Annotated in this window: 22 protein-coding genes; 11 read left to right on the top strand and 11 right to left on the bottom strand. The window is 69.4% G+C overall.

Translation table 11 applies throughout. The features are described from left to right. Nucleotides 1-21 precede the first annotated feature (21 nt). From WJ12_RS24405 to WJ12_RS24395, 3 genes are all read left to right on the top strand, one after another. Complete coding sequence (locus WJ12_RS24405) at nt 22-804, top strand: sensor histidine kinase (protein WP_059558430.1); 783 nt, start codon at nt 22-24, stop codon at nt 802-804. A 76-nt stretch (nt 805-880) separates the two neighbouring features. Continuing rightward, nucleotides 881-2,224 (top strand): hemolysin family protein, encoded by a 1,344-nt coding sequence (locus WJ12_RS24400; RefSeq protein ID WP_034185715.1) that lies wholly within the window; start codon nt 881-883, stop codon nt 2,222-2,224. A gap of 22 nt (nt 2,225-2,246) precedes the next feature. Beyond that, nucleotides 2,247-2,840 (top strand): thiamine phosphate synthase, encoded by a 594-nt coding sequence (locus WJ12_RS24395; protein WP_059558676.1) that lies wholly within the window; start codon nt 2,247-2,249, stop codon nt 2,838-2,840. 70 nt (nt 2,841-2,910) lie between these two features. On the opposite strand, the gene WJ12_RS24390 is transcribed toward WJ12_RS24395, so the two are convergent. Further along, a complete protein-coding gene (locus WJ12_RS24390; RefSeq protein WP_059558680.1) occupies nt 2,911-4,563 on the bottom strand; it encodes a DUF3459 domain-containing protein in 1,653 nt (550 codons plus the stop codon). A gap of 307 nt (nt 4,564-4,870) precedes the next feature. Between WJ12_RS24390 and WJ12_RS24385 the strand changes: the two genes are divergently transcribed. Continuing rightward, complete coding sequence (locus WJ12_RS24385) at nt 4,871-5,578, top strand: class I SAM-dependent methyltransferase (protein ID WP_059558432.1); 708 nt, start codon at nt 4,871-4,873, stop codon at nt 5,576-5,578. An 85-nt stretch (nt 5,579-5,663) separates the two neighbouring features. Further along, entirely contained in the window at nt 5,664-6,332 is a 669-nt protein-coding gene (locus WJ12_RS24380; protein WP_059558434.1) for a glutathione S-transferase, read from the top strand. Between the two features lie 6 nt (nt 6,333-6,338). Here the strand turns inward: WJ12_RS24380 and WJ12_RS24375 are convergent, their stop codons facing one another. Beyond that, entirely contained in the window at nt 6,339-6,992 is a 654-nt protein-coding gene (locus WJ12_RS24375; protein WP_034185712.1) for a DUF1345 domain-containing protein, read from the bottom strand. A 137-nt stretch (nt 6,993-7,129) separates the two neighbouring features. Here WJ12_RS24375 and WJ12_RS24370 point away from each other — a divergent pair, with 137 nt between their 5' ends. Next, a complete protein-coding gene (locus WJ12_RS24370) occupies nt 7,130-7,861 on the top strand; it encodes a metallophosphoesterase (RefSeq protein ID WP_034185711.1) in 732 nt (243 codons plus the stop codon). Nucleotides 7,862-7,906: 45 nt separating this feature from the next. Here the strand turns inward: WJ12_RS24370 and WJ12_RS24365 are convergent, their stop codons facing one another. Together WJ12_RS24365 and WJ12_RS24360 are read right to left on the bottom strand one after the other, a co-directional pair. Further along, on the bottom strand, nt 7,907-8,602 hold the full coding sequence (locus tag WJ12_RS24365) for an RES family NAD+ phosphorylase (protein WP_080287698.1): 696 nt from the start codon (nt 8,600-8,602) through the stop codon (nt 7,907-7,909). Nucleotides 8,603-8,604: 2 nt separating this feature from the next. Then, nucleotides 8,605-9,024: an MbcA/ParS/Xre antitoxin family protein gene (locus WJ12_RS24360; RefSeq protein ID WP_049032081.1), complete on the bottom strand. Its 420-nt coding sequence runs from the start codon at nt 9,022-9,024 to the stop codon at nt 8,605-8,607. 234 nt (nt 9,025-9,258) lie between these two features. On the opposite strand from WJ12_RS24360, the gene WJ12_RS24355 reads away from it, so the two are divergent. Continuing rightward, nucleotides 9,259-10,041 (top strand): ABC transporter substrate-binding protein, encoded by a 783-nt coding sequence (locus tag WJ12_RS24355; protein ID WP_059558436.1) that lies wholly within the window; start codon nt 9,259-9,261, stop codon nt 10,039-10,041. Nucleotides 10,042-11,065: 1,024 nt separating this feature from the next. Here the strand turns inward: WJ12_RS24355 and WJ12_RS24350 are convergent. Both WJ12_RS24350 and WJ12_RS24345 read right to left on the bottom strand, forming a co-directional pair. Further along, a complete protein-coding gene (locus WJ12_RS24350) occupies nt 11,066-12,547 on the bottom strand; it encodes a sigma-54 dependent transcriptional regulator (protein WP_034185707.1) in 1,482 nt (493 codons plus the stop codon). Nucleotides 12,548-12,980: 433 nt separating this feature from the next. Beyond that, nucleotides 12,981-13,898 (bottom strand): metal-dependent hydrolase, encoded by a 918-nt coding sequence (locus tag WJ12_RS24345; protein WP_059558683.1) that lies wholly within the window; start codon nt 13,896-13,898, stop codon nt 12,981-12,983. A 583-nt stretch (nt 13,899-14,481) separates the two neighbouring features. On the opposite strand from WJ12_RS24345, the gene WJ12_RS24340 reads away from it, so the two are divergent. The 3 genes from WJ12_RS24340 (at nt 14,482) to WJ12_RS24330 (ending at nt 17,188) form a co-directional block, all read left to right on the top strand. Continuing rightward, nucleotides 14,482-14,823 (top strand): FKBP-type peptidyl-prolyl cis-trans isomerase, encoded by a 342-nt coding sequence (locus tag WJ12_RS24340; protein WP_034185706.1) that lies wholly within the window; start codon nt 14,482-14,484, stop codon nt 14,821-14,823. A gap of 25 nt (nt 14,824-14,848) precedes the next feature. Next, nucleotides 14,849-15,622: a helix-turn-helix transcriptional regulator gene (locus WJ12_RS24335; protein WP_034185705.1), complete on the top strand. Its 774-nt coding sequence runs from the start codon at nt 14,849-14,851 to the stop codon at nt 15,620-15,622. Between the two features lie 126 nt (nt 15,623-15,748). Beyond that, a complete protein-coding gene (locus WJ12_RS24330; RefSeq protein ID WP_059558438.1) occupies nt 15,749-17,188 on the top strand; it encodes an MFS transporter in 1,440 nt (479 codons plus the stop codon). 10 nt (nt 17,189-17,198) lie between these two features. Here the strand turns inward: WJ12_RS24330 and WJ12_RS36085 are convergent, their stop codons facing one another. Beyond that, a complete protein-coding gene (locus tag WJ12_RS36085) occupies nt 17,199-17,336 on the bottom strand; it encodes a hypothetical protein (protein WP_156810502.1) in 138 nt (45 codons plus the stop codon). After that, nucleotides 17,333-17,803 carry a winged helix-turn-helix transcriptional regulator gene (locus WJ12_RS24325; RefSeq protein WP_059558440.1) on the bottom strand — a complete coding sequence of 157 codons (471 nt, stop codon included), beginning with the start codon at nt 17,801-17,803 and terminating at the stop codon, nt 17,333-17,335. Before WJ12_RS24325 ends, WJ12_RS36085 begins: the two co-directional genes overlap by 4 nt. A 129-nt stretch (nt 17,804-17,932) precedes the next feature. Between WJ12_RS24325 and WJ12_RS24320 the strand changes: the two genes are divergently transcribed. Then, nucleotides 17,933-19,168: an MFS transporter gene (locus tag WJ12_RS24320; protein ID WP_059558442.1), complete on the top strand. Its 1,236-nt coding sequence runs from the start codon at nt 17,933-17,935 to the stop codon at nt 19,166-19,168. Between the two features lie 129 nt (nt 19,169-19,297). Here the strand turns inward: WJ12_RS24320 and WJ12_RS24315 are convergent, their stop codons facing one another. The 3 genes from WJ12_RS24315 to WJ12_RS24305 are packed head-to-tail and all read right to left on the bottom strand — an operon-like array spanning nt 19,298 to nt 23,111. Beyond that, on the bottom strand, nt 19,298-20,464 hold the full coding sequence (locus tag WJ12_RS24315; RefSeq protein ID WP_034185968.1) for a glycosyltransferase family 4 protein: 1,167 nt from the start codon (nt 20,462-20,464) through the stop codon (nt 19,298-19,300). After that, nucleotides 20,464-21,648 (bottom strand): glycosyltransferase family 4 protein, encoded by a 1,185-nt coding sequence (locus WJ12_RS24310; protein WP_034185702.1) that lies wholly within the window; start codon nt 21,646-21,648, stop codon nt 20,464-20,466. The genes WJ12_RS24315 and WJ12_RS24310 overlap by 1 nt, the downstream gene beginning before the upstream one ends. Beyond that, nucleotides 21,645-23,111, bottom strand: a complete 1,467-nt coding sequence (locus WJ12_RS24305) for an O-antigen ligase family protein (protein ID WP_059558445.1) — start codon at nt 23,109-23,111, stop codon at nt 21,645-21,647. Before WJ12_RS24305 ends, WJ12_RS24310 begins: the two co-directional genes overlap by 4 nt. Nucleotides 23,112-23,119: the final 8 nt, after the last annotated feature.

Genomic DNA, 23,119 nt, shown 5'->3' with positions numbered 1-23,119 from the left:
CGTTTCCGACAGGCCAGCTCCGTGACGTCCACTTCCGTCGATCCCGCCGCCGACCTGCTGCGCGAACGCGCAGCGCATTACGCCGCCCAGGCGGCGCTGTTCCTGCGCGATCAGGCGCTCTCCACCGCGTCGCATGACCTGCGCAGCCCGCTCAACGCGATGCACAGCTGGGCGTACGTGCTCGAGCGCCAGCTCGCCAATGCCGATCCAAACCTGCAGCGCGCGCTCGCGGGCATCCGCACGGGCATCGACCAGCAGGTTGCGCTGATCGACGACGTGCTCGACGCGCCGCGCGCGGAAACCCGCACGCTCGCCCTCGAGCCGCGGCCGTTCGCGCTGCGCGCGCTGCTCGACGACACGCTCGCGCTCGTGCGCGCGGCGCTCGCCGACGCGCGGCAGGTCGCGCTCGACGCGACGCTGCCGGACGACGGCGCGCCGTCGCTGTCCGCCGACCGCGAGCGCATCGCGCAGGCGCTGTGGACGATGCTGACGACCGCCGTCGAAGCCAGCGCCGCCGGCTCACGCGTGACGTTCGAATGCGCGCGCGACGGCGCCCGGTTCACCGCGCGCGCCGCCTGCACCGTGAATGCCGCCGCCCTCGCCGATCCCGCGCAACCGCACGCGTTCGAGGCGTTTGCCCGGCGCGAGATGCTGCGCGAGCGCGACGCGAAGCGGGTCGCATGGACCCTCGCGCTGTGCCAGCGCGTCGCGCTCGCGCACGGCGGCACGTTCTCGCATACCGCGTTCGCCGACGGTGCGGCGGCCACCCTCACCTTCTCCGTCCCCTGCGAGGCGCCGGTGTAAGTATTCGGCCGTCCAGTACATTACAAATTCCTTTCCGGCTCTATACTGATGGGCCTGTCATAACCGGAGCGATTCTTTGTTACAGATCTTCGCGCTCATCGGCGCGTTGTTCCTGGTGGCCCTCAACGGGTTCTTCGTCGCGGCCGAATTCGGCCTCGTCAAACTGCGCGCCACGCGCGTCAAGACACTGGCCCGCAAGCACGGCCTGCGCGGCCGCATCCTCGGCATCGTGCACGGCCGCCTCGACGCGTACCTTTCCGCGTGCCAGCTCGGCATCACGCTCGCGTCGCTCGGCCTCGGCTGGGTCGGCGAACCGGCGTTCGCGCAACTGCTCGCCCCGGTGCTCGACCTGATCGGCGTGCAGTCCGAACGCGTCGTGCACCTGATCTCGCTGATATTCGCGTTCTCGCTGATCTCGTTCCTGCATATCGTCGTCGGCGAACTTGCGCCGAAATCGATGGCGATCCGCCAGTCCGAGAAGGTCGGCCTGTGGGTCGCGCTGCCGCTGTATGCGTTCTACTGGGCGATGTATCCGGCGATCTGGGTGCTCAACTCCAGCGCCAACGCGGTGCTGCGGCTCGCCGGGCTGTCGGCCGACCACGGCAGCGACGCGCACTACTCGACCGACGAGCTGAAGCTGATCCTGCGCAGCCGCCGCAGCACGGCCGGCAATGCCGCCCAACCGGCGCGCGGCACGTACAGCGACGACGAGTGGAACACGCTCGCGCATTCGCTCGATTTCTCGTCGATGACCGTGTCGGACCTGATGCGGCCGGCCCATGAAATGATCGGCCTGCGGCGCGACCTGCCGCTGCCCGACAACATGGAGATCGTCGCGCGGCACCGCTTCAGCCGCTATCCGCTGTTCGAGGATGCGTCGCGCGAACAGGTGAGCGGGCTGATCCACCTGAAGGACCTGCTGCTCGCGCGTCATGCCGGCGCCGCGCTCGAAGACCTGTCCGACTACGTGCGCCCCGTGCAGTACGTGCGGCCCGACACGCCGGCGCTCGACCTGTTCCGCCGCTTCCGCAAGGGCGCGCCGCACTTCGCGCTGGTCGGCAACAAGGGCGAGAAGCCGATCGGCTTCCTGACGCTCGACAACCTGCTCGGCGCGCTGGTCGGCCAGATCCACGACGAGTTCCGCCAGGGCGATGCCGACTGGAGCCGCCTCGACGACGGCACGCTGATGGGCAAGGGCAGCCTGCCCGTCGTGTCGCTCGAGCAGGCGCTCGGCATCGATATCGACGAAGGCCGCGCGGAATCGGTCGGCGGCCTCGTGATCCAGGCGTTGAGCGACCTGCCGACCGAAGGGCAACGCGTGTCGTTCGACCGCTTCGACGTGGTCGTGAAGAAGATGAACGGGCCGCGCATCGTGCTCGTGCGCGTCTATCCGAAGGTCGCGAAAGAGGCCGACGAATGACGGCCCTACAGTGCCGCACGCGATGAACGGCACGGCCGCGCCGCTGCCGCGCTGCTGCGTGATCACGCCGGAACCGGCGTCCGCGTCGGCGGCCGATTGCGCGACGTTCCTCGACCGGCTGTCGGCCGTGCTCGCGCGCGGCGAAACGCTCGTGCAACTGCGCGTGAAGTCGCTCGATGCGGCCGCGTTCGCGCCACTCGCCGCCGCGGCGCTCGCGCGCTGCGACGCCGCCGGCGCGCAGCTGATGCTCAACGGGCCGATCGATGCAGCCGGCGTGATGCGGCTCGACGGCGCCGGCTGGCATCTCGACGGCACCGCGTTGCGCGCCGCCGCGCAGCGGCCGCTGCTGGCCGAGCGGCGGGTGTCCGCCGCCTGTCACACGCTCGACGATCTGCTGCTGGCCGCCCGCATCGGCGCGGATTTCGTCACGCTGTCGCCGGTGTTGCCGACGCTCAGCCACCCCGGCGCGGCAACGCTCGGCTGGGCGCGGTTCGATGCGCTGGCCGCGCAGGCCACGATGCCCGTTTTCGCGCTCGGCGGGATGACGCGCGCGCATCTCGACGACGCGCGCCGCCACGGCGCCTACGGCATCGCGGGCATTCGCGGGTTCTGGTAAGTCCGGGATCGCCCGCCGCGCAGCCGGGTGCGCATGCGCCCGGCCTTCCAACCCTCACGCCGTCATCCGCTCATGCGTTCAGGTTCGGACGCATGCCGCGCCACGAACCGTCGTCGATACGCCGCGCGTCGTGCGTCAGCGCATAGTGGTTGACGTCGCCCGTGAGCCACGCAACGAGCGAATACGGCGGCAACTCCCCTTCATCGATGCGGTCGCGCGCACGTGCCGGCGTCTCGAACACGACGCGCCCTCGCGGCGCGTCGAACCGCACCGCGTCGGGCGACAGGTTCAATGCGATCGTCAGCGTCTCGTCGTCGGCGAGCCGCCACGACGCGAGCAGCGCGTCGGCATCGCCGTCGCCGTCCGCCTTCAGCGCATGCGCGTCCTGCGGCCGGCAATCGGACAACCGCGGCGCGATCAGCTTCGCGCGCACCGCGAGCGCCGACTGCACGACATGCGCACGATCGGCGTCGCGCGCGGTTTCATCGAAGATCAGCGGGATCTGCGGCGTGAGCAGCGACAGCGCGAGCGCCGCGAGGCCGGACGCCTGCGCGGGGTCGCCCGGGCCGCCGTCGCGCCACGCGCCATCGGACAACACGAGCGACGTCAGCGCCAGCCCGCTGTCGGCCGCGATGCCCTCTCCCGACGCGGCCGGCTGGAACGCCGCGCCGGCCGCGGTCAGCGCACGCGCGAGCGTGTGGATCGACTGGCGCGCGGAAATGCCTTCGTGGGCCGACGTATCGCGCCCCGTCAGACGGTGCAGCGCGCGTTCGCCGCAGCCGTTCCACTGCGCATCGAAATGGGTATCGGCGAGGTGCGCGGGATGCCGCTCGCTGCCGAGCACGAGATGGATGAGCCGGTCGGCCGGCACGGCCGCGCGCACGCGGTCCGCGATCTCGCGCAGCCACGACACGCCGATCCGGTCGGCCTCGCGCAGGCGCAGCCCGTCGCAACGGTATTCGTCGATCCAGTACAGCGCGTTGTCGCAGAAGAAATCGCAGACTTCCGGATGATCGAGCGCCAGCGGCGCGGCCTGCAGCGGATCGTCGCGCGTATGGAAGAACGGCGCAGCGTAGTGGCGCAGCGCATCGGTGCCGCTGCCGAAGCGCGCGTAGTCGAGTTCCAGCAGCACCGCGAGCCCGTAGCCGTGCGCGTCGTCGATCAGCGCCTTCAGCGCGTCGGGGCCGCCTTCGGCCGCGAGCGGCGCGAACGGCAGGCTGTCGTGCGGCGACGCGAGCAGCTCCAGCGCGGTCACGCCGAGCCGCGCGAGCCGCGGCAGGCGGCGGCGCACGCCGTCGAAACCGCCCACCGCATGCGGCCGGATCGCGTAGAGCGCGATGTCTTCCCATGCACGCCCGCGCCAGAACGTGTTGCGCCACGTGAACGCGCGCGGATCGACGACCTCGCTCGGGCCGTTGAGCCCGTCGGGTTGCGAGCGCGACGCGGGATCGGGAATCGACACGGCATCGTCGAGGCGATAGCGGTAACGCGTACCCGCACCGCAGTCGGCGAAGACCTCGAACCAGTGCGGGCCGGCGGCCGCCATCGGCACGAGCGTCGGGTCGGAGCCGGAATCGAGTTCGAGTTGAACCTGCGTACTGCCCGGCGCCCACACGCGGAAATGCGTGCGCGGTGTCGCGCAGAGCGCGCCACAGGGCTGGGCGCCAAACGGCAAGCAATGAATGTAGTGCTGCGCGTACGGATCGTGCGGACAATCGGACATCATGCGCTCCTCGTGCGTGCCGAGCGGCATGGCCGCGCCCGTGGCGCGGCGCATCGGGGCCCGGCATGCGACGGCCAGGCGGGGGGAGAGCACCGAGTATGCGCCGGATTCGCCATCGCGATATACGCTGATCAGACATTTTTAAATGCGAATCGACCCTGCGAAAACGGGCTGGCGGGCCTGGGCCCGCAAGCCGGGTAGTCGGCGTACCGGAATGTCTGCCCGCCTTGTTGCGCGGGCCGCGCGCCCCTACGCTCCACGTCATGCTCGCGGACCCGTCGTCCGCCCTCGACCCCAGGAGCCCGCCATGTCGCTTCCCGCCAGTGCCGCGAAATTCGATCCCTCGCGCGCGCAGGACTATGCCGCGCAATCGCGCATCGCGCTCGCCGGCTACGATGCGTGTCACGAACTCACCGCCTGCATGCTCGCGTCGACGATCGGGGCGACCGATGCGCGGATCCTCGTCGCGGGCGCGGGCGGCACGGGCCAGGAAATCTGCGTGGCCGCCGCGCTCGAACCGGGCTGGCAATTCACGGCCGTCGACCCGTCCGCGCCGATGCTGGCGCTTGCGCGTTCGAACGTCGAGGCCGCGGGCTTCGGGTCGCGCACGGCATTCGTCGAGGACGGCGTCGATGCGCTGCCCGATGCCCCCGCATTCGACGGCGCCACGCTGATCGGCGTGCTGCATCACGTGCCGGGGGATGCGGCGAAGGCCGCGTTGCTGCACGCGATCGCGCGGCGCCTGAAACCCGGCGCGCCGCTCGTGCTCGCCGGCAACCATCGCCGCTACGCGGACCACCCTCGCCTGCTCGACGCGTGGCAGCAGCGCTGGCGCATGAAGGGCGCCACGCCCGACGCCGTGCGCGTGCAACTCGCGAAGATCCTGCAGGGCGCCGATCCGCCGGCCACCGAAGAAGCCGTGTTCGACCTGCTGCGCGATGCGGGCTTCGATGCGCCGCTGCGCTTTTTCGCGAGCCTGTTCTGGGGCGCGTGGGTCGCTGTGCGGCGCGCATAGCGGTTCGGCACGGCGTGCGACCGGATGCGCGTGCGTGCCGCGCGCGCTGGGTATGATGTCGGTTCCGTCCCCTTCCGGCCTCGACATGCTCACCGTCCATCACCTGAACAACTCGCGCTCGCAGCGCGTGCTCTGGCTGCTCGAAGAACTGGATGTACCGTACGAAATCGTGCGCTACGCGCGCGATCCGAAAACGATGCTCGCGCCGCCCGAACTGCGCGCGATCCATCCGCTCGGCAAGTCGCCGGTCGTCACCGACGACGGCCGCACGTTCGCCGAATCGGGTGCGATCATCGAGTACCTCGCCGAACGCTACGGCAAAGGGCGTCTCGCGCCGCCACCCGGCACGCCCGAGCGGCACGACTACACGTACTGGCTGCACTACGCGGAAGGGTCGGCGATGCCGCCGCTGCTGCTCAAGCTCGTCGCCTTGCGGATCGCCCAGGCACCGATGCCGTTCTTCGCGCGGCCGATCGCACGCAAGATCGCCGACACGCTGCAGTCGGGCTTCGTCGATCCGCAGATCGCGCGGCATCTCGGCCATGTCGACGGCGCGCTGCAACGCACCGGCTGGTTCGTCGGCGACAGCTTCAGCGCGGCCGACATCCAGATGAGCTTCCCGCTCGAAGCCGCGACCGCACGCGGCGGCGGCAACCGGTATCCCGCGATCGCGCGCTTCCTCGACGCGATCCACGCACGGCCGGCGTACCAGCGGGCGCTGGAGCGCGGCGGCCCGTACGACCTGCTCAAGTAAGCGGCGTCAGCTCAGCAGGCCGGCCGCGACGTTGATCGACAGCCCGAGCACGGCCATGTTGAAGTAGAACGACAGGATCGACTGCGCGAGCACCGAGCGCCGCGCGGAACGGTTCGCGAGCGACACGTCGGCCGTTTGCGACGCGACCGCGATCGTGAACGCGAAATACAGAAAATCCCAGTAATCGGGCTCGGGGTTGCGGTCCGGAAAGCGCAGCGCGCGATCGTTGCCCGGCGAACCGTAATAGAGCCGCGCGTAGTGCAGCGTGAAGATCGTCGGAATCAGGAACCACGCGCCGAACAGCGTCGCAGCCGTGATCGCGTAGTGACTGAGCCCCGCGCTGAAGCCCACGCTCTTGGCCGTGGCCAGTTCGATCGCGATCGCGGCGACGCTCGCGACGGTCGCGGAGCACACGACGGTCAGCACGGTCGTCGCGTTTTCGTCTTCGCGGATCGCGACTTCGCGCACCTTGTGATGGTGCGCGGTGACCATGCGCACCCACATCAGCACGAGATACAGCCAGATCGCGCAATCCCAGCCGATCAGCGCACGCACGGCCGGGCGCAGCGCAAACGGCAGCAGCACCGCGCACAGCACGCCTGCGACGAATGCCGCGACCATGCGCGGCCGGTTCCGTAATACCTGCGGATAAAGCGTCATCGTGTGATTCCGAAAGCGGATGGAAAGGATTCGAACGGCGCGCGGGACGGCCCGCTGCGCCTCGGGCGGGTGCCGCGCCCCGATTATCGCCATTCCCTCGTGACGTGGCGATGGGCAGGAGCGCCTAAGATGAGGGGATGACCGCCACCGCCCCCCTCTGCTGCCACCCCGCGAACGCCGCCGGCCGCGACTTCGTCGTCGGCGACCTGCACGGGTGCGTGGACGTGCTGCGCGCGCTGCTGCACGACATCCGCTTCGATCCGGCCCGCGACCGCCTGTTCTCGGTCGGCGACCTGGTCGATCGCGGCCCGGCCTCCGAAACCGCGCTCGACCTGCTCGACCGCCCGTGGTGCCATGTCGTGCGCGGCAACCACGAGGAAGTGTTGAGCCTCGTGTCGCGCGGCAAGCTGTCGCCCGATGCGTGGCGCGGAATCGGCGGCGACTGGGGCGCCGACCTGCCGCCGGAGCGGCTGCACGCGCATGCGGCGCGCGTCGACGCGCTGCCGCTGGTGCGCGTGATCGGCGACGGCCCCGGGCGCTTCAACGTGCTGCATGCGGAATTCTTCGGCTCGGACGCCGACCTCGATGCCGGCAGCTACTCGCACGACGTGCGCGAGCGGTTGATCTGGGGCCGCGATCTCGTCCAGGGGCTCGCCGATCCGGCGCGGCAGGCGGGGCTGTCGCTGACCTGCACCGGGCATACGCCCGTGCGTGCGCCGCAGCGGATCGGTGCGCAATGGTTCATCGACACGGGTGCGTTCGCACCGTCCGGTCGGCTCACGCTCGCCGAGCCGCGTACCGGCGGCACGTGGTCGATGACGCAGGCCGAGGCGCGCGAGCGCCATGCGGGCGACTGGCCGTTGCCGTAACGCGTTCGCGCCTTCGTGCCGGAACGGCTCGCGAAACGGCGAACGCTAGCCGACCTGGTTCAGCTCGAACACCGCGTCGACAACCGAGCCGTTCCAGTTGTATTCGAGATAGGCCGCGTGATGGCAATCGCGCAGCAGCGCGGTGCGAAACGCGGCCAGGCATTCGCCGCGCGGGTCGCGCACCGACGGATAGACGATCCCCGCACCGCCCGCGTTGCGCACCGCGCGGCCGAACGCCTGCCCCGCGCCGTAGTCGAGCGGATGCAGCAAGGCCGGATCGCGCTGCGGCCACGTGCGCACGTCGACCACGCTGCCTTGCGCGATCACCGTGTAGAGCCGCATCTGCTGGCGCATCGGCGGTTCCTTCGTCGCGGCCAGGAACAGCGCGCTGTGGTAGCGCGTTTCGGCGATCGCCGTGTCGCGTGAACGGGTGCAGTAGAACACGCCGTAGCTGCCGTCGGAAAAGCGGCTGCCCTGCGGATTCAGGTGCGTGAAGGCGGCCATGATCGGCCCCCAGCCCAGCCCGTAGCGGCGCTCGGCGGGCGGCACGAGATCGAGTGCGCCGATTTCGTTGCGGATGCGGTCGTTGGTCAGCGATTCGAGCGCGTACAGCGCGTCGAAATCGTCCGCCGATGCCACGCGGTCGAACAGGTTGATCGCCGGGAAACGGGTGGGGATGACTCGGTAGGCAGGCACCCAGTCGACCGTGGTCGTGGGCCATTGTTGTGTCTCGATCGGCATCGTCACGCCCAGCCACCTCGCATCGCGTCGAGATATTGCCGGACGGCGACCAGATCGCCGACGTTGCCGGCGAGCATCCGGTCGAGTGCGCGCTTGCCGCCGAACGGCGCCGCGTCGTTGGGCCGCTTGACCCATGCGTCGGCCGCGGCGGGCTGCGGCAACAGGATCTGCAGCGCCTTGTAGATGCCGAGCAGCAGCGACAGTCGCTCGAGCGTGTCGCGCGGCAGCCTCGCCGATTCCGGCGCGGCCTTCCACTTGAAGAACGTCGAACGGCCGGGCGATCCGAGCAGCACGATCTGCTCGTCGATCGTCAGTTCCCAGTCGCGCGCGATGTTGAAAAACGCACGCAGGCCGGCCGCCGACATCTGCGCGACCGAGGCCTGCGGCGGGGCGGAATGCGAATCGTAGGCGGGCTGTGACATGATCGTTAGTCTCGAAACGAATTTACTAACAAGATTAGTCCATTTTCGTATTTTTGCAAGGGTCGACACCCGTCGACCGGCGATGGTTTGAGACCAAACGATATTTTTTGTCCATTCTGGACTCTTATTTTATTTTCTGCGTTAATGGCCGTGCGGACACCGCGCCCGGACGCGGCCCGTATCCGTAAGAACCGTGTCGCACAGAACCCGGAAGCACCCGCCAAGGAACGCACCATGAAGAGACTGATTGCCGCTGTTTCGATCGCCCTGCTCGCGGTATCCGCAGGCCCCGCCGTCGCGAAGGACTGGACCACGATCCGCTTCGGCACCGACGCCAGCTATGCGCCGTTCGAGTCGAAGGCGCCCGACGGCAAGCTCGTCGGCTTCGACATCGACCTCGGCAACGAGATCTGCGCGCGCCTGAAGGCAAAGTGCGTGTGGCTCGAGAACGATTTCGACGGGATGATTCCGGCGCTGAAGGCGAAGAAGTTCGACGCGGTGCTGTCGTCGATGTCGATCACGCCGCAGCGCGCGGAGCAGATCGGCTTCACGACCAAGATCTACAACCAGCCGACCCGGCTCGTCGTGAAGAAGGGCTCGCCGCTGCTGCCGACGGCCGAATCGCTGAAGGGCAAGTCGATCGGCGTCGAGCAGGGCACGACGCAGGAGACGTATGCGAAGGCGTACTGGGGCAAGCAAGGCGCGAACGTCGTGTCGTACCAGAACCAGGACGGCGTGTACGCGGACCTGACGTCGGGCCGCCTCGACGCGGCGCTCCAGGATGAAGTGCAGGCCGCGATCGGGTTCCTGAAATCGCCGCGCGGCGCGAACTACACGTTCGTCGGGCCCGAACTCGTCGACGAGAAAGTGCTCGGCATCGGCGCCGGCATCGGGCTGCGCAAGGAAGACACCGACCTGAAGGCGAAGATCGATCGCGCGATCACCGACATGGTCAAGGACGGCACCTACAAGCGGCTCGCGTCGAAGTACTTCGACTTCGACATCTACGGCGGCTGAAACGGCGTCGCGCGCGTACGGGTACCACTTCCCGTCGCGCGCGTCCGACCGCCCCTCCCCTTTAACCGGATGGCAACGGCACCGCACGGCTCGCCGTTGCATCGAATGCTGCTCGTCTTGCGTCGCGCACGCGGCGCGTCACCTCGCACATCGTTCGGATTGCAGATCGATTGACCAAGGAACGACCGGCCACGCGAACGGATGCGGTGCTGCGCGAATCAATAGGCGAAGATCGGGCGCCGCGGTATCGGCGCCCGTGCGCACATGCCCATGCGACTCGGGTTGGCGTGCAGGAAAGTACCGACCCGGCGCGGATGACCGGCAACCAGCCGGATCCGCCTCGCCCCGGGCGCGGAGAGATGGCCTGTCGACGCATGCCGGCCGGCTGCAAGTGCGACGTTCGACCGGCGATGCCCCGCATCACTGCGATCGCGGCCTGCCGGCCGCGGCGTGTGGCGATCGTTCATTTTTCTACCCCGTTTGCAGTGTGATGTTTATTCCGGCAACCGGACCCTGCCGGTGCCCCGACGATCGGCCGAAGACGTTCCGTGCCCGCCGGAACGCGGCTGCCGTGCCGCGCTCCGCCGCCGCATCCCCGCGGAGTGCGTCCAGGCCGCTGGAACCGGCCGGACCTCGCGTCGTCGACTGTCGCACGACACTCTTCGCAAGGAGCGGGCCAGCCGCGCGCGCGCCTGTCCGGGCAAGGGTTTGGCGCGGCCGACAGGCAACCGGAACGGGGGCGGATGGGCGGAAGTTGCGAATCTGAAACATGCGGCGCGCGGCACGCGTCGGACCGGTCGCGGCCCACCCTTGCGGGATAAGGCTGAACAATGGAGCGCGGCGTTTTTACCGACACGTGCCGGCCCGTTCAGCCCGGTTTCCCGCGAGAATTCGCCCGGTTGCCGAGGCGAAATGTTTCATGCGCTTTACATGCCCGTCGGCGGGACGAATCGGCAAGTGCCGAACGGACGATCGCCCGGCGGCACGCGACAATCGCTACGTGCGTGCGGCACCGGCGCCGGCCTCAGCCGACCCGCTGATGCCCCGCGTCGCCGGACGGCGCGCCGTCGTGCCCGCCGTTGTCGCCGTTTCCGCCGTTGTTGTCGTGATCGTTCAGCCCGTGCTCGATCATCATCCGGTAGAGCGTCACGCGCGAGATGCCGAGTTCGGCCGCAGCCTTGTTGATCCGGTGATCGTTGCGCAGCAGCGCATTCTCGATCGCGGTGCGCTCGGCGAGCGCCCTCGCCTGTTCGAGCGTCACGGGCTCGGTTTCGCCGGGTGTGTCGAGCCCGAGATCGTGCGGCGTCAGCAGCCGGCTCTCGGCCATCACGATCGCGCGCCGCACGCGGTTGATCAGCTCGCGCACATTGCCGGGCCATTCGTAGCGACGCATCGCATCGAGCGCGGCCGATGTGAAGCCGCTGATCTTGCGACCGCTGTCGGACTTGAATTTCTGCAGCACGTAGTGCGCGAGGATATCGATGTCCTTGCCGCGCGCGCGCAGCGGCGGCTCGTGGATGCGCAGCACGCACAGCCGGTGATAGAGATCCGCGCGGAAGCGCCCGGCCTCGACCGCACCGTCGAGATCCACGTGCGTGGCCGAGATGATCCGCACGTCGACCGCGATCGATTCCTGCCCGCCGAGCCGCTCGATCTTCCCTTCCTGCAGGAAGCGCAGCAGGCTTGCCTGGCTCTCGACCGGCATGTCGCCGATCTCGTCGAGAAACAGCGTGCCGCCGTTCGCCGATTCGATCCGGCCCGCGCGCCGCTGGTTCGCGCCGGTGAATGCGCCGCGCTCGTAGCCGAACAGCTCCGACTGCAGCAGGTGATGCGGAATCGCACCGCAATTGATCGCGACGAATGGCCCCTTGCCGCGGCCGGAGCGCTCGTGAATCGCGAGCGCCGTCAACTCCTTGCCGGTGCCCGACTCGCCCGAGATGAACACGCTCGCATCGGTCTTCGCGACCTTGCGGATCGTGCTGAACAGCTGCTGCATCGCCTCGCAGTTGCCGATCATCCCGTGTTCGCCGATCGACGCCGCGTAGGCCGCGCCATCGACGCGATCGAGCGCGGCCATCCCGCGCGCATGACCGAGCACGTGCGAAATCCACTCGTAGGGCAGCGGCAGCGTGACGTAGTCGAAACAATAGCTGCGGATCAGTTCGCGCACGGCAGGGCTGATCGTGATGCCGGCCTGCGCGATGGATATCCAGCCGATCGCCGGCTGGCTCAGGCACGCTTTCAGCGCCGGATAGTCGCGCGACGTGAAGCCCGTGAAATCGACCAGCCCGGCCGCGACGCTCATGCCGGAGGTCATGTTCTGCGCGGCGCCGGCCGTCTTCGCGACCGCGATCTCCCAGCCGAGCCCGCGCAGTTGCGCCAGCAGCGGCTCGTCGGGCGTCCGCATGATCGCGAACAGCTTGCGTCCGGCCTCGGGAGCGGTGACGGCTACATCCGTCATCTCGGGCGCCGCCTGCCCGTTTGCGTCGGGTGACCTTGCAACCATCGTTGTTCCCCGCTTGGCGTTGGTATCGTGCGCCGGCTCGCCGCCGTCTCCGACGGACCACGATTGAACCGACATATTGGCCGCATTTCCGTCCGAATAAAATCCCCCCGCGCACGAATCGCGCGCGAGGTGGGCGCCGTCATGAACGGTATATCGATGCGGCAGGCGGGCGACTAGATGGGTGTTATCCCGGTGGCGCGCGCGGCGAGACCCCGAAACAGGCGGGCGCGCCGGGCGCCGAGCCGCGCCGGTGCTGGCGCACGGCGTTTGCGTGCGATGCCGTGCAGACCGGATCGGCAGGCCGGCACGGGTAGGCGAAAGCGGCCGGCCGGCCACGCATGCGCCCGCGCAACCGGTTCCCGTTGACTTCGGTCAATCGTCATAGGAAGCCGGTTGATGCAGGAACGCAACATGCGCCGCGCGGCGGGTCGTGTCAGCGGCCCGACGCGAGCGATGCCGGCGCGTTCGCGCGGCCGCGCCCGGCGGGCGCGCCGGCCGGTTCGCCGTAGGTGGCGGCGAGCGCGTCGACGCGCGCGAGATGGTGATGGTTGTCGTGATCCCACGGATGGAAGCCCGGCCGGAAAAAGCTCAGCCATTCGCCCGCGATGCGCGGGAACAGGCCGCGGCGCGGCCCGTACAGGAACGCGATCATCCGCAGCATGCCGCGCACGTGATGACCGGCGCCGCGATCGCGCCACAGCAGCGTCGCGTGCATCAGGAACACGGTCGGCCAGAACGTGAGCGTCGTCAGCAGATACACGCCGATGCGGATCAGATAGCGGCGCGGCCCCGGCTTCATCACGGTATTCCACACATCGAACGACACGGCCTTGTGCTCGGTTTCCTCGAGCGCATGCCAGATCCACATCTGGCGGTAGCCTTCGACCGAGCCATCCAGGCGCGTCGGGTCGCGCAGCAGCCAGTCGGCGAGCATCGCCGTGTAGTGCTCCGCCGCAACCGTATGCGCGAGCTGCACCGAGTGCGGCAGCTTGCGCTTCATGAAGGCCAGCACCGTCCAGACGCGCTTGTCGAGCTTGCGCGCGGGCAGGCGGTTCGCCTGCATCAGTTCGTTGTATTCGATGTGCTCGCGCGTGTGCATCGCCTCCTGGCCGATGAAACCGAGCACCTGCTGCTTCAGCACGGGATCGTCGATCCGGTCGCGGTAGTTGCGCACCGAATCCATGAAGAAGCGCTCGCCGGCCGGAAACAGCAGCGACAGCGCGTTGAAGAAATGGGTCACTTGCGACCCGAGGCCATGCCAGTCCTTCGCGCGTTCGACCGGCAGGTCGAAGCGCAGGTCGCGGCGCACCGGCATGATCCCGGCTGCGGTGGCGGAAGCGGCTGACTTCATGTTCATGGTTCTCCTGGTTCCGGCGCGGCGCGGCGCGTCATCCGACGCGGCCGGCGCAGGCCCGGGCGGCGCGTCCCGCACCGCCAAAATCTTGACATCGACAAATGTAAAGATAGGCCGCCCGCACTGACACGCGCAAGCCGCGCGGTAGATGCGCGCTTCCAAACAGGGCACGGTCGAACAGGCGGAAAAAATGGCGCCCGAACGGCGTGGGGACAAGCCGCGATTCGAACGCGACGTCCGGCCGGCACGCGATGCATGACGTCCGGCCGCGCCTGCTGTCGGCGACCTGAAAGCCCCGTCGGGCGGGCATTTCGCGGCATCGGACGGATGCCGCACGACGCACCTCGGCCCCTGCAGCCACGCCGATTCATACGCATGGCGCACCCGCGTGGTGCAACCGCGGCGAGGCGGCCCGCGCAACCATTCAAACGCGCGTTCCAATCGTGTTTCGGGCGAGCGCGGCGAGGATGGTCCATCGCCGCTCCCGCACCGCACGCCGCGCCGCGAAAACCACCCGCGCCGGCCCGCGGCGCGCTCGCCTACAATAGCGGTTTTACGCAACCCTCTTTCAGGAGAAGTCATGTCTGTCATCACGACCGAATCGGGTCTCAAATACGAAGACCTGACCGAAGGCACCGGCACGGAAGCGCAAGCCGGCAAGACCGTCAGCGTCCACTACACGGGCTGGCTGACCGACGGCCAGAAATTCGATTCGAGCAAGGACCGCAACGACCCGTTCGCGTTCGTGCTCGGCGGCGGCATGGTCATCAAGGGCTGGGACGAAGGCGTGCAGGGCATGAAGGTCGGCGGCGTGCGCCGGCTGACGATCCCGCCGCAACTCGGCTACGGCCCGCGCGGCGCAGGCGGCGTGATTCCGCCGAATGCGACGCTCGTGTTCGAAGTCGAACTGCTCGACGTCTGATCGCGCACCCGGCCGTTTCCTTCCGATGGAACGCATCGCCTCCCCCGCCATCGCGCTGCGCCGCTACGACACGTGCGAAGCGTCGGACGTGCACGACTTCCACCAGGTCGTGCTCGGCGTCGATGGCGCGATGGTGATGGCGGTGGACGGGATCGGCCAGCGCATCGACCGGCACGCGGCCTGGCTGATTCCGGCCGGCGCGCGCCACGACTACGCGGGCCTCGGCGACAATCGTCAGCTCGTGATCGACCTGCCCGCGGCATCGCTCGCGGTGCCGCAGCGGCTGTTCGACCAGGCGCGCGCCGTATCGATCGACCCGGCGCTGACGTCGCTCGTCGCGCAGGTCGCGGCCGCCGCCGTGCAACACGATGCGCCGGCCGGCGACGCACGGCACGCCGCCGCGCACCGCTTCCAGTGGCAGGCCGCCGCGCGCCTGTGCGACGCGCTGCTCGACGACGCCGGCATCGCCGCGCCCGCGTCGGGCCTCGATTTCGCGCGCATCGACCGCTGGCTGCGCGCACGGCTCGCGGAGCCGCTGCGCATCGCCGATCTCGCCGCGCACTGCGGTTACGGGATGCGCCGGTTCCATCAATTGTTCGTCGAAGCGTTCGGCGAAACGCCCCATCGCTACCTGCAGCGGCTGCGGCTCGACGCGGCGGTCGTGCTGCTCGCCGACGGCCGGCATGCGCTCGTCGACATCGCGGGCATGGTCGGCTTCGCGGACCAGAGCACGTTCACGCATGCGTTCACGAAGCGCTTCGGCGTCGCGCCCGGACGCTGGCGCGGCGAACGGCACTGAACGCATCGGCCTCGCCGGACACGCCTCGACGCGCGTAGCAGGAACGACGCCGCCGCGTCGGCCTGCGTATCGACGCTTCACCTCCCGCTGAAACATCGCCCGTCCGCCGCGTCCTACGATGGACGCATGGATACGACCACCCCCGCCTCCGCTTTCCCGCCCGCGCTCGCCCGCGTCGTCGCGACCGTCAGCATCGGTTTCGTCGTCACGCAGCTCGACGTGACGATCGTCAACATCGCGCTTGCGCCTCTCGCGGCGGACCTGCATCTGCCGGTCGCCGGGCTGCAGTGGATCGTCGATGCGTACACGCTCGCGTTCGCGGTGCTGATGCTGTCGGGCGGGGCGCTCGGGGACCGCTTCGGCGCGCGCCGCCTGTACGTCGCGGGCCTCGCGCTGTTCGCACTCGCGTCGCTCGCGTGCGGCGCCGCACGCGCGCCCGCGATGCTGATCGCGGCCCGTGCGTGGCAGGGCATCGGCGCCGCAGCGATGCTGCCCAATTCGCTCGCGCTGCTGAACGACGCGTGCCGGCACGACCCGCACCTGCGCGCACGGGCCGTCGGCGGGTGGACGGCGGCCGGGTCGGTCTCGATCGCCGCCGGCCCGGTGGTCGGCGGCCTGCTGACCGCCACGTGGGGCTGGCGCGGCATCTTCCTCGTGAACCTGCCGCTGTGCGCGGCGGGGCTTGCCGCCACGTTGGCCTGGGTGCCGGCACGCCACGCGCAGGCCGCGCCATCGCGCCCGGTCCGCGCGCTCGACCTGCGCGGCCAGCTCATCGCGATCGCGATGCTGACCGCGCTGACCGGCGCCGTGATCGAATGGCGGCCGCTCGGCATCGCGCACCCGGTCGTTGCCGGCGGCTTCGCATTCGCGGCGCTCGCCGCGCTCGCCTTCGTCGCGATCGAATCGCGCACGGCCACGCCGATGCTGCCGCTGTCGCTGTTTCGCCATCACACGTTCAGCGCGGCCGTGCTGTTCGGGATCTGCGTGAACCTCACGTACTACGGCACCGTATTCGTGCTGGCGCTCTACCTGCAGCGTGCGCGCGGCGAAACGGCGTTGCAGGCCGGCCTGGCGTTCCTGCCGCTGACGGGCGGCTTTCTGCTGTCGAATCTCGCGAGCGGCCGCGTCGTCGCGTGTCACGGCCCGCGACGGCCGATGCTAGCGGGCGCACTGGTCGCCGCGCTCGGCTACGGGTCGCTGCACTTCGTCGATGCGTCGACGCCGCTCGCCGCGCTGCTCGTGCCGTTCCTGCTGATTCCGTCGGGGATGGGGTTCGCGGTGCCCGCGATGACGACGGCCGTGCTCGCGTCCGTCGCGCCCGAGCGGGCCGGCATCGCATCGGCCGTGCTGAATACCGCGCGGCAAGCCGGCGGCGCGATCGGTGTCGCGGCGTTCGGCGCGCTCGCGGGCGGCGGCGGCGCGCGGCAGGTCGTGGACGGATTGCGGATCGAAACGGCCGTATCGGTCGCATTGCTGGTCGCGGCCGCGCTGCTCGCGACGCGCGTGCGGCCCAATGCGCATCGCGGCGCGGCGCCCGTGCATCGGGCAATGCCGGCGGCCGATTGAACGCGTGTGCTCACGCGTCGCCGGGATCGCACTGGAGCAGCCGCCGGTAACCCGCGGCATCCGGCGGACGGGTCATGGCGACGCGGCTCCGGTCAACGACGATCGCGGCAGTCCAGCCGACCGGCTGGCCGCCGCGCAGCGCGCTCACCGCCGTGTCGCGCCCGCTTCGTCGCCGATCTTCTTCACGACCGTCTCGGCCGCCTTCAAGGGCCGGCCGTCCTCGTGGCGCAGCGCGAACTTGCGGATCGCACGCCCCGTGCCGCGATCGACCAGCACCGAATGCGGCTCGCCGCGGGCGAACAGGTTCGCCTCGCCCCATTGCCGCAGCATCACGATCACCGGAAACAACCCCTCGCCCTTTTTCGTCAGCGCGTATTCCTGATACGCGGTGCCGTCCGACGCCGGCACGACGTCGAACACGCCGGCGTCCACCAGCATCTTCAGCCGGTCGGACAGGATGTTGCTCGCGACGCCGAGGCTCGCGCGGAAATCGCCGAACCGGCGCACGCCGTCGAACGCATCGCGCACGATCAGCAACGCCCAGCGATCGCCGACGATATCGGTCGCCCGCGCCACCGGGCACTGCGAATCCGCAAGACTTTTCTGCCTGGCCATGTTCCTCTCCACCCTCGTGCCATCCGTGCGCGGGCCCGTCGCCCGCCGCACAACAAGTTGCATTTTAAAACTACTTTTCCTACACTTCATACTAGTTTTAATTTGCAACTACTTTGCGCAAGGGAACCCATGGAGTCTTCCTGTCATTCCGGCGTCGCGGCATCGAACGTGCCGCCCCGTGCAACGCATGCGGCCGATGGCAGCCGCCTGTCCTCGGCGCGCGTCGCGTGGCTGGCCGTCTGCTGTGCGGCGAGCGTCGCGAACGTCTACTACGCGCAGCCGCTGCTCGATTCGATCGCGCGCGATTTCGGTGTGTCGCAGGCCGCCGTCGGCGGCGTGATCACCGCGACGCAGCTCGGCTGCGCACTCGCGCTGCTGTTCGTCGTGTCGCTCGGCGACCTGCTGAACCGCAAGCGCCTGATCACCGCGCAGCTTCTGCTGCTGACGGCGGCCTGCATCGGCGTCGCCGCGTCGCCGACGCGCATCGCGCTGCTCGCGGGGATGGTCGCGGTCGGGCTGCTCGGCACCGCGATGACGCAAGGGCTGATCGCGTGCTCGGCCGCGCTCGCCGGCGCCGGCGAACGCGGGCGCGTGGTGGGCGCCGCGCAAGGCGGCGTCGTAGTCGGGCTGCTGGCCGCGCGTTCGCTGGCCGGCGTCGTCACCGATCTCGCCGGCTGGCGGGCCGTCTACCTCGTGTCGGGGGCGCTCGCGATCGCGATGCTCGCCGTGCTGTCGCGGCTGTTGCCCGACACGGACGCGCCGCGCGAGCGCATCGGTTATGCGGCGCTGCTGCGGTCGATGATGTCGCTGCTGCGCGATGAACGCGTGCTGCGCGTGCGCGGTGCGATCGCGCTGCTGATGTTCGCGGCGTTCAGCATCTTCTGGAGCGCGCTCGTGCTGCCGCTGAGCGCGCCGCCGCACGCGATGTCGCATACGCAGATCGGTGCATTCGGCCTAGTCGGCGCGCTGGGCGCGGCGGCCGCCGCCCGCGCGGGCCGACTCTCGGATCGCGGGCGCGGCGAAGCGACGACCGGCGCCGCGCTCGCGCTGCTCGCGTGCGCGTGGCTGCCGCTCGCGTTCGGCGTCACGTCGATTGCGTGGCTGATCGTCGGCATCGTGCTGCTCGACGTCGGCGGGCAGGCCGTCCACGTCGTCAACCAGAGCATGATTCTCGGCGCGCGGCCCGATGCGCACGCGCGCCTCGTCGGCTGCTACATGCTGTTCTACTCGGCCGGCAGCGGGCTCGGTGCGATCGCGTCGACGATGATGTATGCGCGCGCCGGATGGACCGGCGTCTGCGTGCTCGGCGCGGCCGTCAGCATCGCCGCGCTCGGCGTATGGGTCGCGACGCTCAGGCGCGCGTGATGCGCGCCGGTCATCGGGATCGAGCAAAAAAGCCGGCGCACCCGCGTCGGGCGGCCGGCACGCGCACCGGCCACGTGCCTGCGCCGGTCCGGTTTCCTGGTCGGCGCGCCGGTTGCGCGCCGCGAGCGTTCAGCCGGCCGCCTGGATCGCCTCTTCGTACACGCCGGCGACGCGTCGCGCGATCACCGCGTTGTCGAAATGGTCACGCGCGTAGCGCTTGCATGCGGCCTCGTCGGGCAGCGCGATCGTACCCGACAGTGCGCCGCCGAGCCCTTCCGCGATCGCATCGGCGCCCGTCGACGGCAGCACGAGATCGTTCGACAGCCCGGCCACCGCCTCCGGCAGCCCGCCGACCGGCGTCACCAGCACGGGCGTGCCGGACGCGAGCGATTCGACGGTGATCAGCCCGAACCCCTCGAGGGCGACCGTCGGCACGACGCTGACCGTCGCCGCGCGGTACAGCGCCGCGAGATGGTTGTCGGGCACGAAGCCGAGCAGTTTCACGTTGTCCTGCAGCCCGGCGGCGTCGATGCGCTGCTGCAGTTCCTCGCCGATCTTGCCCTTGCCGGCGATCAGCAGCAGCACGTCCGGGTGGCGTTGCTTGATGAGACCGATCGCGTCGATCAGGTCCTCCAGCCCCATGCGCCGCACGAGCCGGCGCACGGCCAGCACGATCGGCCGGTCCTGCGGCAACTGCAGCTTGTGCCGCGCCTCGGCGGGCGTCAGCGGCGTATCGAACTGCGCGGTGTCGACGCAGCCGGGAATCACGCGCACGCGCGACGGATCGATCCCGTAGCGGTTCGTCAGGATCTGGCCGAACGCCTGCGACAGCACGATCAGCCGCGACGAGCGCGTATAGACGGCCTGTTCGAGATAGCGCTTCGCGCGCTGCCCGAGCGACGCCGCGCCCTCGACCTGGCTTTCGTCGGCCCACGGCCCCTGGAAGTGCGACACCTGCGGAATCCCGCGCGTGACGTCGAGCCCCGGGAACGTGTACAGCGCGAAGTGCGACGAGATCACGTCCGGCCGTTCGCTGCGGATCTCGTCGCGCAGCGCGCGCCGCGCGGCGAGCATCCGGCGCGCGAGCGGCTCCGACGCGGGACCGAAGCCCTGGATCGCGCCGCCCGTGTCGTCGGCGACCTTCGGCGAGCCGGCAACGAGCCCGCGCACCTCGACACCGGCCCCCGGCAGCGCGCCGACGAGCGAGTAGTACATCCGGTCGAGGCCGCCCGCGCGTTCGGGGAACCAGTGCATGCCGATTTGCAACGATTTGATCGGCCGGGAAGTTTGGGACATCACGACTGCTCCTGCGTGACTGCATGCTCGACCCGCTCGAAGGCGGACGGCTGCGTGGGTTGGCCGATGCGCCGGTAAAGCGCGACGTACTGGGCACCCATGTGCGCCCAGCCGAAACGGGTCATCAGTTCGCGGGCCGCGTCGCCCATCGCGCGACAGGTGTCGCGCGAGGCCGCGAGCGAGCCGATCGCCTGCGCGAGCGCGGCCGGATCGTCCGGATCCTCCAGCACGATCCCGCATTCGCGCGTGATGATCTCCGCGCCGCCCGCCGTGCGCGCGGTGACGACCGGCAAGCCGGCCGCCATCGCTTCCAGCAGCGACAGGCTCATCGCTTCGTAGCGCGACGGAAAGACATACGCGTCGACCGAGCGCATCAGCGTCGGCATGTTTTTCACGAGGCCGAGGAAATGCACGCGCGCATCGATGCCGAGCGCGCGCGCCTCTTCCGGATACGGGCTGCCGGGCAGATAGCCGGCCACCGCCAGATGCACGTTCGCCGGCAGCTTCGTCAGCGCCTTCAGCACGGTGCCGAGGTTCTTGCGCGGCGTGCGCAGGTCGCCGACGAACAGCAGCAGGAACGCGTCGTCCGGCAGCTTGAACGCCGCGCGGTCGGCCTGCGCGTGCGCGAACGCGCTGCCGTCGACGCCGTTGTAGATCACGCTGATCTTGCGGCTGTCGATGCCGAGCCCGGCAATCTCGTCGGCCACCTTCTGCGACACGGCCGTGATCGCGCGCGAACGCCGGTACGCCCAGCGCTCGAGCGTGGTGTTCACGCGCGTATAGACGTACTGGTAAGCCGACCAGATGCCCTTCGTCGGCCCGAACGGATAGTACGGACTCTTGAACCAGCCGCCGTGCACGAAGTGCGCGGTATTCACGTCGGCCTTGATCCACGAGATGAAGCCGTTCACGTGCAGCACGTCGTATTCGCCGCGATGCGCGCGCAGCCAGGCCGCGCTCTTCAGCGCGAACACCTGCTGCTTGACGAGATTCGACGGCCAGAAGCCGCCGACCTTCACGGGCACCCAGCGCACGCGCGGGTCGGCCAGCAGTTCGGGCGCGACATGCGACGCGACCAGCGTGACCTCGTAGTTTTCGGCCAGCGCCGCGCGCGCGATTTCGTAATTGACGCGGCCCTGCCCGTCGTTATGTCGCACGACGTGCGTGACGATCGCGATTCTCAATGGTCGCCTCCCCGTGAACGCGCGGCGGCCAGCAGGCGTTGCGCCTTTTGCCAGTGCGCCGCGGCAAGTATCGAAAAAATGGCTGTGAACATCAGCAGGCCGCCCGTGCCGATCAGCGAGTTCGTGAACACGAGCATCGCGAAGGTCGACAGGCACAGGCTCAGGCACGCGCCGACGAACTTGTCCTTGCGCAGCCGGAATGCCGCGCGCAGCGTGCGGCCGAACAGCATCACGACGCCGGCGAGATACAGCAGCGTGCCGGGCCAGCCGAGCACGAACGGCACGTTCATCACGCCGCTGTCGAAGCTGCCGTACTTGCCGAGCTCGCCGCTGTCGCTCGACAGCTTCGTGGATGCGCCCGTCGCGCCCATTCCTTCGCCGGCGACGTCGGTAAACGCCGTCTGCGCGAAGGTGGCGTAGAACTTGTTGCGGTCGTCGTAGCTGCGGTCGTCCTTCAGGTTCGTGATCGACTGCAGGCGCGCGCCGAGACGGTCGGCCACCGGCCCGACGGTCAGGAGCGGCACGCACAGCCCGACCAGCACGACGCCGCTGATGAGGATCCGCATCCGCAGGCGGTTGTTCGACTGCGCGAGCTGGATCGCGAGCGCGATCACCCAGCCGCCCCACGTCGAGCGCACGAGACACAGCGCGAACGACACGAAACCGGTCGCCCCCGCGAACCAGCGGATCTTCTGCGGCGCGGCGAACACGAACACCAGCGCGCCCATGATCGCGAACGCGAACGGCCCCGACGAATTCATCGTGCTGAACACGCGCACGCCGTACGGCACCGGCTCGCCCTGCGAGCCCATGTCGGACCCGATCATCCACAGCACGTCCCACTGCGGCATCACGAAGTACTGCACGACGCCGTACAGGCCCATCACCAGCATGCCCCACATGAACGTGGACAGCAGCACGTCGCGGTACTCGGGATAGTCGCGCGCGTTGACCATGATGTGAAAGCCGATCAGCACCGGGTACACCCAGTTCGCCAGGTCGTAGGTCGCGGCCATCACGCCGCTCGACACGATCCCGACGAGATACGCATACGCGAGCCCGAACAGCATCAGCAGCACGGGAATCCCGCGCCGCTGCGCGAGCACGCGGTAATGCCGGATCAGCCCGAAGCCGGCGATCATCGTCACCGCGAGCGGCGCGACCTGGATCAGGCTCGTCGGCGTGAACGCGCCCTTCGACCAGTCGGCCAGCCGCCGCACCTCGGGGCTCAGGAACCACACCCACCACATGAAGCCGACATAGCGCGCCGGGCTCTTGAAATACAGCCAGAAGCCGACCGCGATGGCCAGCACCGGAAACGCGAGCGTCAGCACCTTGCCCTGATGCACGGCGATCAGCGCGGCGGTGAAGGACCACAGCGCGGCCTGCCCGACCCAGTGCTTCGGCTCGGGAAGCCGGCTGCGCTTGGGCGACGGTGCGCGCTCGGCGGCAATCGTACTCATCGATCCGC

Source organism: Burkholderia seminalis, assembly GCF_001718535.1.
GTDB classification, from domain to species: Bacteria; Pseudomonadota; Gammaproteobacteria; order Burkholderiales; family Burkholderiaceae; genus Burkholderia; species Burkholderia seminalis.
Note: the sequence above shows the minus strand (reverse complement) of the source record. Positions and strands in the feature narration are given on the sequence as shown.